At 32.7% G+C, this 14,677-nt stretch carries 14 protein-coding genes; 10 read left to right on the forward strand and 4 right to left on the reverse strand.

Annotated elements, in window-relative coordinates; genetic code table 11:
• Nucleotides 1-77 precede the first annotated feature (77 nt).
• The 6 genes from Q5I67_RS03845 to ppk1 all read left to right on the forward strand — a co-directional run bounded on the left by Q5I67_RS03845 (nt 78) and on the right by ppk1 (nt 7,361).
• Entirely contained in the window at nt 78-524 is a 447-nt protein-coding gene (locus tag Q5I67_RS03845) for an ACT domain-containing protein (RefSeq protein WP_008537283.1), read from the forward strand.
• Nucleotides 525-551: 27 nt separating this feature from the next.
• Nucleotides 552-1,847 (forward strand): homoserine dehydrogenase, encoded by a 1,296-nt coding sequence (locus tag Q5I67_RS03850; protein WP_302486402.1) that lies wholly within the window; start codon nt 552-554, stop codon nt 1,845-1,847.
• A 2-nt stretch (nt 1,848-1,849) separates the two neighbouring features.
• A complete protein-coding gene (gene thrB / locus Q5I67_RS03855; RefSeq protein ID WP_302486403.1) occupies nt 1,850-2,764 on the forward strand; it encodes a homoserine kinase in 915 nt (304 codons plus the stop codon).
• A 62-nt stretch (nt 2,765-2,826) separates the two neighbouring features.
• Nucleotides 2,827-4,059, forward strand: coding sequence for an HD domain-containing protein (locus Q5I67_RS03860; RefSeq protein WP_302486404.1), 1,233 nt, complete (start codon nt 2,827-2,829; stop codon nt 4,057-4,059).
• 294 nt (nt 4,060-4,353) lie between these two features.
• On the forward strand, nt 4,354-5,280 hold the full coding sequence (locus Q5I67_RS03865; protein WP_302486405.1) for a phosphatase: 927 nt from the start codon (nt 4,354-4,356) through the stop codon (nt 5,278-5,280).
• A complete protein-coding gene (gene ppk1 / locus Q5I67_RS03870) occupies nt 5,280-7,361 on the forward strand; it encodes a polyphosphate kinase 1 (RefSeq protein ID WP_302486406.1) in 2,082 nt (693 codons plus the stop codon). The genes Q5I67_RS03865 and ppk1 overlap by 1 nt, the downstream gene beginning before the upstream one ends.
• A 50-nt stretch (nt 7,362-7,411) precedes the next feature.
• Here ppk1 and Q5I67_RS03875 read toward each other — a convergent pair whose 3' ends face one another.
• From Q5I67_RS03875 to aroC, 4 genes are all read right to left on the reverse strand, one after another.
• Nucleotides 7,412-8,818 (reverse strand): carbon starvation protein A, encoded by a 1,407-nt coding sequence (locus tag Q5I67_RS03875; protein WP_302486407.1) that lies wholly within the window; start codon nt 8,816-8,818, stop codon nt 7,412-7,414.
• Nucleotides 8,819-9,105: 287 nt separating this feature from the next.
• Nucleotides 9,106-10,188 (reverse strand): 3-dehydroquinate synthase, encoded by a 1,083-nt coding sequence (gene aroB / locus Q5I67_RS03880; protein WP_302486408.1) that lies wholly within the window; start codon nt 10,186-10,188, stop codon nt 9,106-9,108.
• Nucleotides 10,188-10,706 (reverse strand): shikimate kinase, encoded by a 519-nt coding sequence (locus tag Q5I67_RS03885; RefSeq protein ID WP_302486409.1) that lies wholly within the window; start codon nt 10,704-10,706, stop codon nt 10,188-10,190. The genes aroB and Q5I67_RS03885 overlap by 1 nt, the downstream gene beginning before the upstream one ends.
• A 7-nt stretch (nt 10,707-10,713) precedes the next feature.
• Nucleotides 10,714-11,859, reverse strand: coding sequence for a chorismate synthase (aroC, locus tag Q5I67_RS03890; RefSeq protein ID WP_302486410.1), 1,146 nt, complete (start codon nt 11,857-11,859; stop codon nt 10,714-10,716).
• A 173-nt stretch (nt 11,860-12,032) separates the two neighbouring features.
• On the opposite strand from aroC, the gene Q5I67_RS03895 reads away from it, so the two are divergent.
• The 4 genes from Q5I67_RS03895 (at nt 12,033) to Q5I67_RS03910 (ending at nt 14,632) form a co-directional block, all read left to right on the forward strand.
• On the forward strand, nt 12,033-12,737 hold the full coding sequence (locus Q5I67_RS03895) for an MBL fold metallo-hydrolase (RefSeq protein ID WP_302486411.1): 705 nt from the start codon (nt 12,033-12,035) through the stop codon (nt 12,735-12,737).
• Nucleotides 12,738-12,756: 19 nt separating this feature from the next.
• On the forward strand, nt 12,757-13,356 hold the full coding sequence (locus Q5I67_RS03900; RefSeq protein WP_008537295.1) for a peptidylprolyl isomerase: 600 nt from the start codon (nt 12,757-12,759) through the stop codon (nt 13,354-13,356).
• Complete coding sequence (locus tag Q5I67_RS03905) at nt 13,356-13,601, forward strand: GIY-YIG nuclease family protein (RefSeq protein ID WP_296897999.1); 246 nt, start codon at nt 13,356-13,358, stop codon at nt 13,599-13,601. The genes Q5I67_RS03900 and Q5I67_RS03905 overlap by 1 nt, the downstream gene beginning before the upstream one ends.
• A gap of 83 nt (nt 13,602-13,684) precedes the next feature.
• The gene (locus Q5I67_RS03910; protein WP_302486412.1) at nt 13,685-14,632 is read left to right on the forward strand and encodes a nitronate monooxygenase; all 948 of its coding nucleotides are present in this window, start codon (nt 13,685-13,687) and stop codon (nt 14,630-14,632) included.
• Nucleotides 14,633-14,677: the final 45 nt, after the last annotated feature.

Genomic DNA, 14,677 nt, shown 5'->3' on the forward strand with positions numbered 1-14,677 from the left:
CTATTATGACGATAAAATGATATAATGTCTACTATTAAAAGAATATTATCCATTGTAAAAGTACGGAGGATTTAGTAATGACAAAGAAAGATTCAGGATACTATTTAGTAAAAGAAGATATTTTACCTTCTGCAATAAAAAAAACAATCAAGGTAAAAGAAATGCTACGTCGTCATGACAATATGACGATAAACGATGCCGTTTCTAAAATGGGACTAAGTCGTAGTGCTTATTATAAATATAAAGATTTTGTTTTACCATTTTATGAAGCTAGTATCAATAAAATTGTTTCTGTTTCTTTTGTTCTTGATAATAAGCAAGGAGTACTTTCTAATGTGTTAAATATGATTTCCGAAGATAAAGGAAATGTATTAACTATTAACCAAGGAATTCCTCTTCAAGGCGTAGCAGTAGCAACAATTTCTATTGAAACTAAAAATATGAATATTGACCTTGAGGCATTGCTCGATAAATTACGTCTTGTAAATGGTGTAAGACGTTTAGAAGTTATTGGTCAAGTGTAAAAGTTTAGTCTTGGAAGAGGGATATTTATGGCAAAGAAGATAAAATTAGGTTTATTAGGTTGTGGCACAGTAGGCACAGGAGTTTTAAAAGTTTTACAAGAAAATTATCATGATATCAAAGCAAAAATCGGCAATGATATTGAAGTGAGTAAAGTTTTAGTTCGCAATTTAAATAAAAAACGTGATTTTACTGGAGATGTAGTTTTCACAGATAATATTGATGATATCTTAAATGATAAAAGCATTGATATTATCGTAGAATTATTGGGTGGTATACATCCGGCTCGTGAATATATGTTAAAAGCCATGGAAAAAGGTAAACATGTAGTTACAGCAAATAAAGATGTCTTAGCACAGTTTGGTAAAGATATGTTTGATGCAGCAGAAAAACATGATGTAGATTTTATGTTTGAAGCAAGCGTTGCTGGCGGTATACCTATTATCACTCCTTTAAAACAATGTTTAACAGCAAATAAAATCACAGAGTTAATCGGTATTGTAAACGGGACAACTAATTATATGTTGACTAAAATGACAGAGCAAGGTATGGACTATGATACTGCTCTAGCAAAAGCTCAAGCTAAAGGTTATGCAGAAGCAGATCCTACAGCAGATGTTGCTGGATTAGATGCCGCAAGAAAAGCCGCTATTTTATCTTCAATTGCATTTAATACGCGTGTAAGTTTAGATGATGTAAAAGTAGAAGGAATTACTAATATTACACCAGAAGATATAACTTATGCTAAGGAGTTAGGTTATATTATAAAATTATTAGCTATAGCTAAACATACTGAAGATGGTATTGATGTTCGTGTACATCCAACATTTATCAGTAAAGATCATCCATTGGCATCAGTTCGCAATGTATTTAATGCTATATTCATTCATGGTAATGCCGTTGGTGATACTATGTTCTATGGTCAAGGAGCAGGTGAACGTCCAACAGCTTCAGCAGTTTTAGCAGATATTATTGATGTAGCACGTGATATGGGTAAAGATCGTTTTGGTAAAATCCGTTGCACTTGTTATGAAGAAAAACAATTATGTCCACCTGATAAAGTTTTATCAGCATATTATGTTCGTTTATTAGTAGAAGATAAATCTGGTGTATTAGGTGCGATTGCTACAGCTTTTGGTGAAAGTAATGTAAGTTTATATTCTGTAATTCAAAAACGTAAAGTCGGAGAATTTTCCGAAATAGTAGCAATTACTCATAATGTGAATAATAATCAAATTGAAGACCTCAAAATTCGTTTAAATAATTTAGATGTGGTACATGAGATCTCTAATATTATCCGAGTAGTAATGCCTCAGGAGGTTTAATTATGAGTGATTTTGTCAAAGTAAGAGTACCAGGTACTACTGCTAATTGTGGCCCTGGTTTTGATGTTATGGGTATTGCCTGTAGTATTTACAATGAATTGGAATTAAAACTTTTAGAAGAAAAAAATCTATGTATAGAAATATATGGTGATGGTGCTGCTAATATACCTTGTGATGAAAGAAATATGGTATGGCGTTCTATTGAAAAATTATTAGCTAAAGCTCACTTGGATAAAAAATATCAAGGGGCATATATAAAGATGATAAATAATGTGCCATTATCACGTGGTCTTGGTAGTAGTGCTACTGCTATAGTAGCAGGATTATTCGCTACTAATGTATGGTTGAATAATAGATTTTCTATACAAGATATTTTTGAATTAGCTACAGAAATAGAAGGTCATCCTGATAATGTTGCTCCTGCATTGTTTGGTGGAATAACAGTCAGTACTAAAACAGATTATAAATTAGAATATGTATCTTTTATGCCTAATTTTGATTTGAAAATGGTAGTAGCTATACCGGATTTTTATTTACCAACAAAAAAAGCTAGAGCAGCACTTCGACAAGAAATACCATTAAAAGATGCTATATTTAATATTGGTCATACTGCTATGATTGTAGCTGCTATGTGTCAAGGAAAAGTGGAAGCTTTAAAAGGTGCTTTTGCTGATAAATTACATCAACCATATAGAGCAAATCTAATTCCAGGTATGTATGATGTATTTGCAGCTGCAAATAGTAAAGGAGCATTAGGCACTACTATAAGTGGTGCAGGGCCAACGCTTATTTCATATACATTAAAAAATAGTGATGCTATAGGTGAAGCCATGGTAGAAGCTTTTGCTAAACATAATATAAAAGCAAAATATTTAGTACTTGATATTGATAATAAAGGTGCTATGGTAATAAAATAAATTAAAAACCCAGTCAGATATTATATCTACTGGGTTTTTTTATAAGTAGGTGATTTAAAATTATGAATGAAATGGAATTTTCACAGAAGATAGATGATTTAGGTGGTACTTTGTATATTGTAGGTGGTTGGGTACGTGATAAGCTTCGCGGTGTTATTCCGAAGGATAAGGATTTTGTCATCTGTCATGTAAAAGAAGAAGATTTTAAACAGAATTTTCCTAAAGCGAAAAAAGTAGGGAAATCATTTCCTGTTTATTTAGTGAAAATTGAAGATAGAGAATGTGAAGTAGCTTTTGCCCGTAAAGAGAGAAAAACGGGTACAGGATATACAGGTTTTGCTGTAGATTATGATGCAAATATAACTATAAATGAAGATTTATATCGCAGAGATACTACTATGAACAGCATAGCTTACCGCGTGCGTGATGAAAAAATAATTGATCCTTATGATGGGCAAAAAGATATAAAACAAAGACGCATAAAAGCGGTATCATATCATTTTAAAGAAGATTCTGTCAGAGCACTTCGAGCTGCACGTCAAGCTTGTGAATTAAATTTTAATATCGATGATGATACAATAAATTTAATGAGAGAATGTAAAAATGAGATTCAAGCTGAACCTCAAGAACGTATTTTTAATGAATTACAACGTGCGTTAAAGGCAAAAAGACCATCTATATTTTTCCGTAATTTAGTAAAAGCTGATTTATTAAATATCTTGTTTCCAGAAATTCATGCATTGATTGGAAAAACTCAACCAGAAGCTTTTCATCCAGAAGGTGATGCTTTTGAACATACGATGGAGATTGTGGATTTAGTATCTGATATGACAGATGATTTAGCTGTGCGATTTGCAGGTCTAGTTCATGATTTAGGAAAAGGAGTGACGCCAAAGGAAATGTTGCCACATCATTATGGTCATGAAAAAACGGGCTTAGATGTATTAAAATCATGGAATAAACGCATGACACTTCCTAAAAAATGGTTACAAGGTGGTTTATTCGTCATTAAAGAACATATGAGGGCAGCTAGACTTGGCAAAGTTGGGAAAATAGTTGATTTCTTATTAGCTGTAGAGAAAAATCCATTAGGGTTTGCGGGTTTTAACTGCGTTATTCTAGCAGATAGTAAATCTCTACCATATTATTTAGCGGATTATCACAGTTATTTACAAAAAATTCATAGTGTATCCATGAATAATTGTCCTCAAAATTTAAAAGGAAAAGCGATTGGTGAATGGATACGAAATGAACAAATAAAATTATTTAACCAAAATATAGAAATAGAAGTCTAAAAATATTTTACAAAAATTTAACATTACTTATATTTAAATTTCTTCTTTTTATAATATACTTTATTAGGTAAAGGCAATATCATCTAAATATAGGCAATAAATGATATTTATGAATATAGCATTCTAAGTTAATAAAACTGGGAATGCTATTATTTTTATTATATTTCAAATAAAAACATTACAAATATTGCTCTTTTGTAATATTTTTGTAAAATAGTGCAGGAATAAAGGCAAGCTATCTAGAATTTAGCATAAAAAAATATTATACTTAATAAAAAGATAGGAGGGATTTAGATGTATGGTATTGTAGATATAGGCTCAAATACAATGCGTCTTGTTATTTATAAAGTGGAGGGTGGAAAGCCTAGAGTACTTTTAAATAAAAAAGAAATGGCAGAATTAGCTTCATTCATTCAAGATGGTATGATGATAGCTGAGGGTATTAATAGAGCTTGCTATATTTTAGATAGTTTTAATTTATTAGCTAAAGATTTAGGTGTAGATAATTTACATGTTTTTGCCACAGCATCATTGCGTAATATTTCTAATAGTCAAGCAGCTGTCAGTGAAATTGAAGACAGAACAGGTCTTGCTATTGACCTCTTAAGTGGTGCTCAAGAAGCTGAATATGATTTTGTGGGTGCCGCTAGAACTGTTGATTTAAAAAGTGGCTTATTGGTGGATATTGGTGGTGGTAGCACAGAGCTAGTTATGTATAACAATATGCAAATGCAAAATGCCATCAGTTTACCAATTGGTTCTTTAAGCATGTATACAAAATTTGTAAAACATTTATTCCCAACTAAAAAAGAACGTAAAAGAATTGAAGAGTGTGTAAAAGAAATGCTAATTCGCTACGATGTTGATCAATGGGGCGATTGTCCTTACATCTGTGGTGTAGGCGGTACCATTCGTAATGTAGATAAATTAAATAATTATTTTTATGATTTAAGTAAAAATAATCGTTTTGTTATTGCTGAAAATTTAAATTGGATGGTAAAAAAATTAGAAAATCGTGAAACTAAAAAACTTGTTTCTCGTGAAACTTTAGAAACATTATTAAAAGTTGTACCTGAACGTGTCCGCACTATTATGCCGGGCATGATTATCTTAAATACTATTGTAAAACATTTTAATGTGCAAAATATTTATGTAAGTCGTGCAGGTGTTCGTGAAGGATATTTATACAAACAAGTACTAACTAAAGAAGGAGAACATTAATGTATAAAGCAATAGATACATCATATACTCAAAACAGAGAGTTATCCTGGCTTCGTTTTGATGATAGAGTATTAGAAGAAGCTATTGACGAAAATGTACCATTATATGAGAGATTAAAATTTATAGCTATTTATGCTAGTAATTTGGATGAATTTTATCGTGTTCGTGTAGGAAGCTTATGTGAAATGGCTTCTTTAGATACAAATGGTTTTGATAACAAAAGTTTTATGACACCAAGTCAACAATTGGATAAAATTTTTGTGGATACAAAAAAACTAAATCAAAAAGCAGACAAAATTTTTGCTGCTGTAGAAAAACAGTTGAAAGCTTATGGCATAGAACGTAAAAAAGTAAAATCCTTAAATCAAAAAGATAAAGCTTATGTTAAAGCTTATTTTGATAATCAGATCAGTCCATTTTTATCTCCACAGATTATAAATGTACGTCATCCTTTTCCTCATCTTTTAAATAAAGCTTTATATGTTGGTATAATTTTAACTCGTAAAAAGAAAAAAGTTTTTGGTATAATTCCTGTTCCTAGTAATTTACCTAAAATCGTATATATACCAAATAAATCTAAAATTCGCTATGTGATGACAGAAGATATCATAGCTACATATGCTGATAAAATTTTTGACGGCTATGAAGTGGAAACTACAGCTATTTTATCTGTTACTAGAAGTGCAGATATCAGTTTAGATGATGAACGATTAGATTTAGGTGAGGATTTCTTAGAACATGCACGTGAAGTTTTGTTAAAAAGACAAAGACTAGCTCCTGTTCGTTTAGAAATAGAAGGCTCTATTGATTCTACAATGATGAAATATGCTACACAACAATTCAAAATTACACCTAAACAAATTTTTGAATATAAATCACCTATCAATAAATCGTATATCTTTGGCTTAGGTAGTAAATTCACTGATGAACAAAAAAATAACTTAATGTATCCACCATTTGAGCCTTCTCACATCTGTTGTGTTCCCGATAATGCTAGTATCATGGATTATGTAATGGATAATGATGTAATGTTACAATATCCTTATCAAAGCTTTGATATTTTCTTGAAATTTATTAAAGAAGCTGTAACTGATGAGAAAGTATTTGCCATAAAAATAACGCTATATCGTGTTGGTAATCATAAAGCTCAATTGATGAATTATCTTTCCATGGCAGCTAAAATGGGCAAAGATGTGACTGTACTTATGGAACTTAGAGCACGTTTTGATGAAGAAAATAACATCAACTGGGCTGAATTTTTACAAGATGCTGGTTGCAAAGTTATCTATGGTATGGAAGGATATAAAGTTCATTCTAAAATCTGTTTAGTGATGAAACAAGATAAAGGTGAAATAAAATACTTTACACAAATAGGTACAGGTAACTATAATGCTTCTACTTCATCTTTATATACTGATATTGCTTTAATTACAAGTAATGAAGGCATCGGTAAAGATGCTGTAGAATTTTTCCAAAATATGGGTATAGATAATCTTTATGGGGAATATAATCATTTATTAGTAGCACCTGTTTCCTTAAAAAGCACATTGTTGGAATTAATCAAAGGAGAAATCGATAAAGCCAAAGCAGGCGAAGAAACAAGTATATTCTTAAAAATGAATTCTCTGACTGATAGACAATTGATAGATGCTTTAAAAGATGCTTCTCAAGCTGGAGTAAAAATCAAAATGATTATTCGTGGTATTTGCTGTATTTTACCGGGAATAAAAGGAAAAACTGATAATATTGAAATAATTAGCGTAGTAGGTAGATTCTTAGAGCATTCTCGCATTTTCTGTTTTGGCACTGGCGAAGATATGAAGATGTATATTGCCTCTGCTGACTGGATGACTAGAAATACGGAAAACCGTGTAGAAATTGCCGCTCCTATCTATGATTCTAAAATAAAAAGTAGCATCTATGATACTTTACGCATAATGTGGAAAGATAATTTAAAAGCTAGAATTTTATGCAGTGATGGTACTTATAAAAAGCCAGAAATTAAAGAAGGCGATGAATTAATCGATTGTCAAAATTATCTACGTCATGAATATAAAGTTGGTAGAAAAATAAAACTTTAAATAAAAAAAGCTCCACTATTAAATAAAATTAATAGTGGAGTTTTTTATTATTATTTTTTGAATATTGTAGATTTAAAATAGATTATAGTCCAAAAGATAGTGATGATGATACCAGCAGGATAAGTGATACTTGTTGGTAAACCAAAACCTTCAGGAGCTTGAAGAATATAAGTGAAAGTAACCATTGTCATAAAAATGGCAGGAATGACAGCAATTAAATGTTGCCAACCACCTTTATATTGTTTCCAAAGATACATCGCACCAGTCCAAAGAGCAATCATTGCTAATGTTTGGTTTGCCCAAGAGAAATAACGCCAAATGATATCAAAATTCATTTGAGATAAAATACCGCCAATAGCGAGAAGTGGAACAGCTAAATACAAACGTTTGACATAAGAAACTTGATCGATTTTAAACCAGTCAGAAATAGTATAACGGGCACTTCTAAAAGCTGTATCACCAGAAGTTATAGGGCAAGCGATAACACCAATCATTGCTAAGATACCACCTACAGTACCTAATGTGCCGAAAGATACATCATATACAACACCACCAGGGCCAGCACTTGCAATAGCAGCGGCTAAACCACCAGTTGTTTCATAGAAGGCAATACCAGCGGAAGCCCAGATAAGAGCGATAATACCTTCAGCAACCATTGCACCGTAAAAAACAACGCGACCATTTTTTTCTTCTTTCATGCAACGAGCCATAAGTGGAGATTGTGTAGCATGGAAACCAGATGTAGCACCGCAAGCAACAGTGATGAACATCAATGGCCAAATAGGTAAATCTTTTGGATGAAGATTTTGTAATGTCATTTCTGGCATTTGCCAGCCACCGAGAATAATACCACTAGATACACCGACTGCCATGATGATTAAGCAAGCACCAAAGAGTGGATAAATTTTACCGATGATTTTATCGATAGGTAATAAAGTAGCTAAGAAATAATAAATGAGTACAACAATTAACCAGAAAGTAACATCTAAGGTTTCAGGAGTAAGTTTTGCAAGAAGCAAAGCAGGACCTGTCATAAATACAGTGCCTACGAGAACTAGTAAAACAACAGAGAAAATACGCATTACAGTCTTCATAGTATCACCGAGATAGATACCTACGATTTCTGAAATACTTTCACCATTGTGACGAAGGGAAATCATACCAGAGAGATAATCATGAACGGCACCAGAGAAAATAGTCCCAATTACAATCCAAAAATAAACGACAGGGCCCCAAAGAGCACCAGCAATAGCACCAAAGATTGGACCAAGACCTGCAATGTTTAATAATTGGATCATGAAAACTTTCCAGGTAGGAAGAGGTATGTAGTCTACACCGTCATTATGAGTTATGGCAGGAGTGGGTTTTGTAGATGGTTTAAAAACTTTTTCAACAAAACGACCATAAATCATGAAACCTACAATAAGAGCGATTAAACTAATAAAAAAAGTAATCATATAAGGATACACCTTCTTTAGGAAATTATAAAATTTTAAGATAGCTCCGGAACTATGCTTAATAAACTAAATAAAATTTAATACTTTGTTAAAAAAATAACTTGCATTCATTTATTAAAATATTAATATTATTTATTGTACAAATAAATTTATAATACTTTTGTGTAACTTTGTCAAGTATTTTTACAATTTTTTAAAATTTTAAATTAAAATTTAAAATTAAAACGAGTATTTCATTCAAATTTGAAAAAAATACTCGTTTTGTTAAAGCATTATTTATAATGTTTTTACAGTATTTCTAAAATAGTTTCCTTGACTAATTTTTCAGGAACATCTTTTTTTATACATACTTTGCCGATATCTTCTAATAAAACCCAATTAACTTTTCCGTTAACAGTTTTTTTGTCATGGAAAATATCTTGATAAATTTTTTGAGCATCACAATTTTTAGCTTTAAGTGGCAAGTTCATATTTGCAAGTAATTGACACATTTTATCAACTACATCTTGAGGAATTAAACCTAGTTTAAAACTCAATTTACTAGCACCGACCATGCCAATAGCTACTGCTTCTCCATGATTGTATACGGCATAATTAGTTTCTTTTTCAATGGCATGACCTAAAGTATGACCAAAATTTAAGATAGCACGAAGACCAGCTTCGCATTCATCTTTAGAGACTACATCGGCTTTTATTTCACAAGAGCGTGCAATGATATGAATTAAGGCTTCTGGCTGTAATTGTAAAATTTCTTGTTGGTGCTTAGTTAAATAAGTGTAAAAATCATGGTCATAGATAAAACCATATTTAATGACTTCGCCTAGACCTGTAGAAATTTCTCTACTAGGTAAAGTTTTCATCATATTTAAATCCATAAATACAGCTTGTGGTTGATAAAAAGCACCTATGAGGTTTTTACCTAGAGCGTGGTTTACAGCCACTTTACCGCCGACACTAGAGTCAACTTGTGCAAGTAAACTAGTAGGCATTTGAATGAAAGGAACGCCACGCATGAATGTAGCTGCAATAAAACCAGCTAAATCACCAACAACGCCACCACCTAGAGCGATAATAGGAGATTTGCGGTCAAGACCATGTTCAATTGCTTGTGTATAAAGTGTTTCTGCAATTGATAAAGATTTAGATTGTTCACCGGCAGGAATAACAGCAATTTTGGCAATAAAACCAGCTTGTGAAAGTAAATCTTTGATATTATCGGCATATAGTGGAGCAATATTTGTATCGGTGATAATTAGAGCTTTTTGAGAATATTTTTGTGTTTTAAAAAAATCGATGATAGTTGTTTCTAAATCATGACCAATATAGATATTATAAGATTTTTCATTGAGATTTACGGGAACAATACGCATTATTTCACACCCTTTAAGTATTTCATAATGATTTCTACGTTTTGCAGTGGAGTTGTATCATCTGTTTTTATAATTAAGTCTGCTTTTTTATAAAATGGTGCACGCTTAGCCATAAGCTCAATAATTGTTTTTAAACGTTCATCATTATTTTTTTTCGCCAGTAAAGGACGTTTGTCATTTCCAGTGCGTTTCAAAATAGTATGAGGCATAGCTGTCAAGGCGATGATGATACCATTTTTACGAAGTGCAAGCATATCTTTTTCTTTAGTAGCTACACCACCACCTGTGGAGATGACTTGATGGTTCTTTTGAGCTAATTTTTCGATAGTAGCTGTTTCACGCTGACGAAAAACAGCTTCGCCTTCTTTAGCAAACATATCTTTTATTTTTGATTTATATTCTTGTTCGATAGCTGTATCTGTATCTACAAAATTATAACCTAAACGATAAGCTAATAATTTACCTGTAATAGATTTGCCACTGCCCATAAATCCTATAAGTACAATATTAGATTTCATTTTAATCCTATCCTTTTATTCTTTCGTTATAAGCTTGTAAATTTTGGAGGACATCAACCATGCAATCACTGCCAAATTTATCAATCATGGCTTTGGTGATGGCAAGTGCGACCATAGCTTCACCTACAACAGAAGCAGCTTGAACTGCACAGACATCACTGCGTTCTTTGCAAGCTAAGACTTCTTGTTTGCTTTCGATATCGATAGAATGAAGTGGTGTCATAAGTGTAGGGATAGGTTTCATGCAGGCACGAACAATAATAGGTTCACCATTACTCATACCACCTTCGATACCACCTGCGTGATTTGTTTTGCGATAAACAGTTTTATCTTCGTTATAAAACATTTCGTCATGTAATTGGCTACCTGGATGATTTGCATAATCAAAACCATCGCCGATTTCAACACCTTTGATTGCCTGAATAGACATCATAGCTCCAGCAAGTTGCATATCAAGGCGTTTGTCCCATTGAATATGACTGCCTACGCCGATTGGCATATTTTGAACGACAACTTCAAAGATACCGCCTAATGTGTCTCCTGCTTGTCCGGCATCGCGAATTGCTTCACGCATTTTAGCTTCTGCTTGTGCATCATTGCAATTTAAATCGCTGTCATTAGGTTGTAATGTGGCATAATCGATATTATTCGTATCAGCTTTTACGCCACCGATATTGATTACATGAGATACGATTTTTATACCGCAAGCTTCTAAAAATTGGCGAGCAATAGCACCAGCAGCTACACGTGCAGCTGTTTCTCTAGCACTAGAGCGTTCTAAGATATCGCGAATATCTTCACGATTGTATTTTTTTATACCAACGTAATCGGCATGACCTGGACGAGCAGCAGTAACTTTTGTCCAGGTAGGTGTACCCATGACGGACATACGGTCAGTCCAGTTTTCCCAGTCTTTATTCACTACACGTAAAGTAATAGGGTCGCCCATTGTTTCACCAAAACGTACACCAGATAAAATATCAACTTTGTCTGTTTCTATAGACATACGACCACCACGACCATAGCCTTTTTGACGGCGAGCCATTTGTCTATTTACTTCATCGAGATTTATTTTAAGACCGGCAGGAATGCCCTCAACTAATGCTGTTAGGCATTGTCCATGAGACTCGCCAGCAGTTAAAAATCTAAACATTATGTTCAACCCCTTATATTTTCAAGTTTACAAGTTATCAATAGATATTATAACTAAAAAAATAAAATCATGCTAGAAAAATATTATTTTGAAGTCAAAAGTAAACAGGTCTTGACACTATTGCTAAAATTTGTGAAAATGAATGTATATTATGCCCTTTTGAGGTGAGTATTATGTATGATAATGTAAATATAACGTATTTATTAAATAGTGGTTTTATTTTGGAAATAGGAGATTGTGCGATAGTTTTTGACTATTATCAAGATCCTAAAAATTTAGTGAGTGAAATCATCCAAGATAAAAAAGAAGTTTATTTTTTTGTATCTCATATTCATTATGATCATTTTAATCCTAAAATAAGTGAGTTTCAGGATAAAGTAACAAAATATTTTATCAGCTATGATGTAGTGACTGATGTGTTACCTGAAGAAAAGACTGTTATTTTAGATGAGTATATGACATATGATGATGAAAATATACATGTACGTTCATTTAGTTCTACAGATGAAGGAATTTCTTTTTTTGTAGAGAAATATGGTTGGAAAATTTTCCATGCAGGTGATTTTAATTGGTGGCATTGGAAAGGTGATACAAAAGAAAATAATGCATTTGCAAAAAATGGTTTTACTAAACAATTAAAGCGATTAGCTGGATTAAAGATGGATATTGCTTTTTTCCCAGTGGATAGTAGATTAGAAGAATTTTTGGATTTAGGTGTGACAGAGTTTTGTAAGGTCACTGAGGTTAAAAATTTAGTCACTATGCATAATGTCGGTAAAAAAGATTGGATAATACCAGATGATTTTCCTAATAGAGATAAAATGAAAGATATATGGTGCCCTAAGAACTCTGGAGATAATCATTTAATAGAAAAATAAAAATATGGGAGAAGCATGTATGAAAAAATTTATATTTTTATGTTTATTGGCTTCTGTATTTACCTTATCTTTATTCACAAGTAATGGTATTGCAGAGCAACAAATAAATTCTAATGAACAAATAGGAAAGGAAGTTCAATCAATGAGCAAAAATCGTATAGCAGTATTTGAAACAAATATGGGGACTTTTGAAATTGAATTATTCGAAGATAAAGCACCAATCACAACAGGAAATTTTATTGATTTAGCAGAACATAATTTTTATGATGGTTTAATTTTCCATCGTGTAATTGATGGTTTCATGATTCAAGGTGGAGACCCTAATGGTAATGGTACAGGTGGCCCTGGATATACTATTAAAGATGAATTTCATAAAGATTTAAGACATGATGGCCCTGGCGTGTTATCCATGGCAAATGCTGGCCCTAATACAGGTGGTTCTCAGTTTTTTATCACTTTAGATAAAACTCCATGGCTTGATGGTCATCATGCTGTTTTTGGTAAAGTAGTAAAAGGCATGGACGTAGTGGAAGCTATTGGTCATGTACAGACTGATTTCATGGATAAACCTATTGAAGATGTAGTTATTAATAAAATAGAAATCAAAGATGCTGAATAATGAATTGTTATACGTATATGGTACAATGTAGCGATGGTACTTTATATACAGGTTGGACAAATGATTTAAAAAAGCGTCTAAAAACACACAATGCCGGCAAAGGTGCTCGCTATACACGCGGGCGTTTGCCGGTTAAATTAGTTTATTATGAAGTTTTTGCTACAAAAAGTGAAGCTATGAAGCGTGAAGCTCAGATAAAAAAATTATCACGCAAGCAAAAATTATCATTTATAATCAATCCCTAATGATTTAGTATGGATTTTATGGTATACTAAGATAAGATTTAGATTAAATTTTGAAAAGAGATTTTTCTTTTAGGAGGATTAAAATGGCAAAGTCTATTACTGAAGTTTTAGGTATAAAATATCCAATTATTCAAGGCGGTATGGCTTGGATTTCTGATGCAAAACTTGCAGCTGCAGTTTCTAATGCTGGTGGTGCAGGCATTATTTCTTGTGGAGGTAGAACTACAGAATATGTTCGTGAAGAAATCCGCAAAGCAAAACAATTAACAGATAAACCTTTTGGTGTAAATGTAATGCTCATGGCACCAAATAAAGATGAAATCGTAGATGTTATCTGCGAAGAAAAACCTGCTTTTGTTACTTTAGGTGCAGGAAATCCAGTTCCATATTTTGCAAAATTGAAAGAAGCAGGTATAAAAGTAATTCCTGTAATTCCAAATGTAAAACTTGCAAAACGTGTAGCAGCTGCTGGTGCTGATGCTATGGTAGCAGAAGGTATGGAAGCTGGTGGTCATATTGGTGTATTGACTACAATGGCTCTTATGACACAAGTAATTCCAGAGATAAAAGATGTTCCAGTTGTTATGGCTGGTGGCTTCGGCGATGGTCGTGGCTTAGCAGCAGCTATGCTCATGGGTGCTGGCGGTGTACAGATGGGTACTCGTTTCTTAGTAGCTGAAGAATGTCCTGTTCATGAAAATATGAAACAAAAATTAATTGAAGCTATTGATACAGATACTATTGTTACAGGTCTTACTCTTGGTGGTGCTGTACGTGGTATCAAAAATAAATTCTCTACAGAATTTGTACAAAAAGAAAATGAAGGCAAAACTCCAAAAGAAGAACTCATTCGCTTGGCAACAGGTACAAATAAATTGGCAGCTGTTGATGGTGATGTAGTAAATGGTATGATGCAGGCTGGTCAATCTTTGACTGTTTTACAAAAAGTAGAACCTGTAGCTACAATCATTGAAGATATCATGAAACAAGCCCGCGAAACATTATCTGCTGCAGCAACTATTAAACTTTGATATAAATTAATTTAGTGGCGAGTATATCGAGGATTTTATCCTTGG

It is taken from the genome of uncultured Megamonas sp., assembly GCF_958438645.1.
Taxonomy (GTDB): domain Bacteria; phylum Bacillota; class Negativicutes; order Selenomonadales; family Selenomonadaceae; genus Megamonas.

What these genes read in the sequence shown, in the direction of transcription:
- Q5I67_RS03875 (WP_302486407.1), bottom strand. Translation starts at nt 8,818, where the DNA reads ATGATTACTTTTTTTATTAGTTTAATCGCTCTTATTGTAGGTTTCATG.
- ppk1 (WP_302486406.1), top strand. Translation starts at nt 5,280, where the DNA reads ATGTATAAAGCAATAGATACATCATATACTCAAAACAGAGAGTTATCC.
- Q5I67_RS03895 (WP_302486411.1), top strand. Translation starts at nt 12,033, where the DNA reads ATGTATGATAATGTAAATATAACGTATTTATTAAATAGTGGTTTTATT.
- Q5I67_RS03885 (WP_302486409.1), bottom strand. Translation starts at nt 10,706, where the DNA reads ATGAAATCTAATATTGTACTTATAGGATTTATGGGCAGTGGCAAATCT.
- Q5I67_RS03845 (WP_008537283.1), top strand. Translation starts at nt 78, where the DNA reads ATGACAAAGAAAGATTCAGGATACTATTTAGTAAAAGAAGATATTTTA.
- Q5I67_RS03850 (WP_302486402.1), top strand. Translation starts at nt 552, where the DNA reads ATGGCAAAGAAGATAAAATTAGGTTTATTAGGTTGTGGCACAGTAGGC.
- Q5I67_RS03905 (WP_296897999.1), top strand. Translation starts at nt 13,356, where the DNA reads ATGAATTGTTATACGTATATGGTACAATGTAGCGATGGTACTTTATAT.
- thrB (WP_302486403.1), top strand. Translation starts at nt 1,850, where the DNA reads ATGAGTGATTTTGTCAAAGTAAGAGTACCAGGTACTACTGCTAATTGT.
- Q5I67_RS03860 (WP_302486404.1), top strand. Translation starts at nt 2,827, where the DNA reads ATGAATGAAATGGAATTTTCACAGAAGATAGATGATTTAGGTGGTACT.
- Q5I67_RS03865 (WP_302486405.1), top strand. Translation starts at nt 4,354, where the DNA reads ATGTATGGTATTGTAGATATAGGCTCAAATACAATGCGTCTTGTTATT.
- Q5I67_RS03910 (WP_302486412.1), top strand. Translation starts at nt 13,685, where the DNA reads ATGGCAAAGTCTATTACTGAAGTTTTAGGTATAAAATATCCAATTATT.
- aroB (WP_302486408.1), bottom strand. Translation starts at nt 10,188, where the DNA reads ATGCGTATTGTTCCCGTAAATCTCAATGAAAAATCTTATAATATCTAT.
- aroC (WP_302486410.1), bottom strand. Translation starts at nt 11,859, where the DNA reads ATGTTTAGATTTTTAACTGCTGGCGAGTCTCATGGACAATGCCTAACA.
- Q5I67_RS03900 (WP_008537295.1), top strand. Translation starts at nt 12,757, where the DNA reads ATGAAAAAATTTATATTTTTATGTTTATTGGCTTCTGTATTTACCTTA.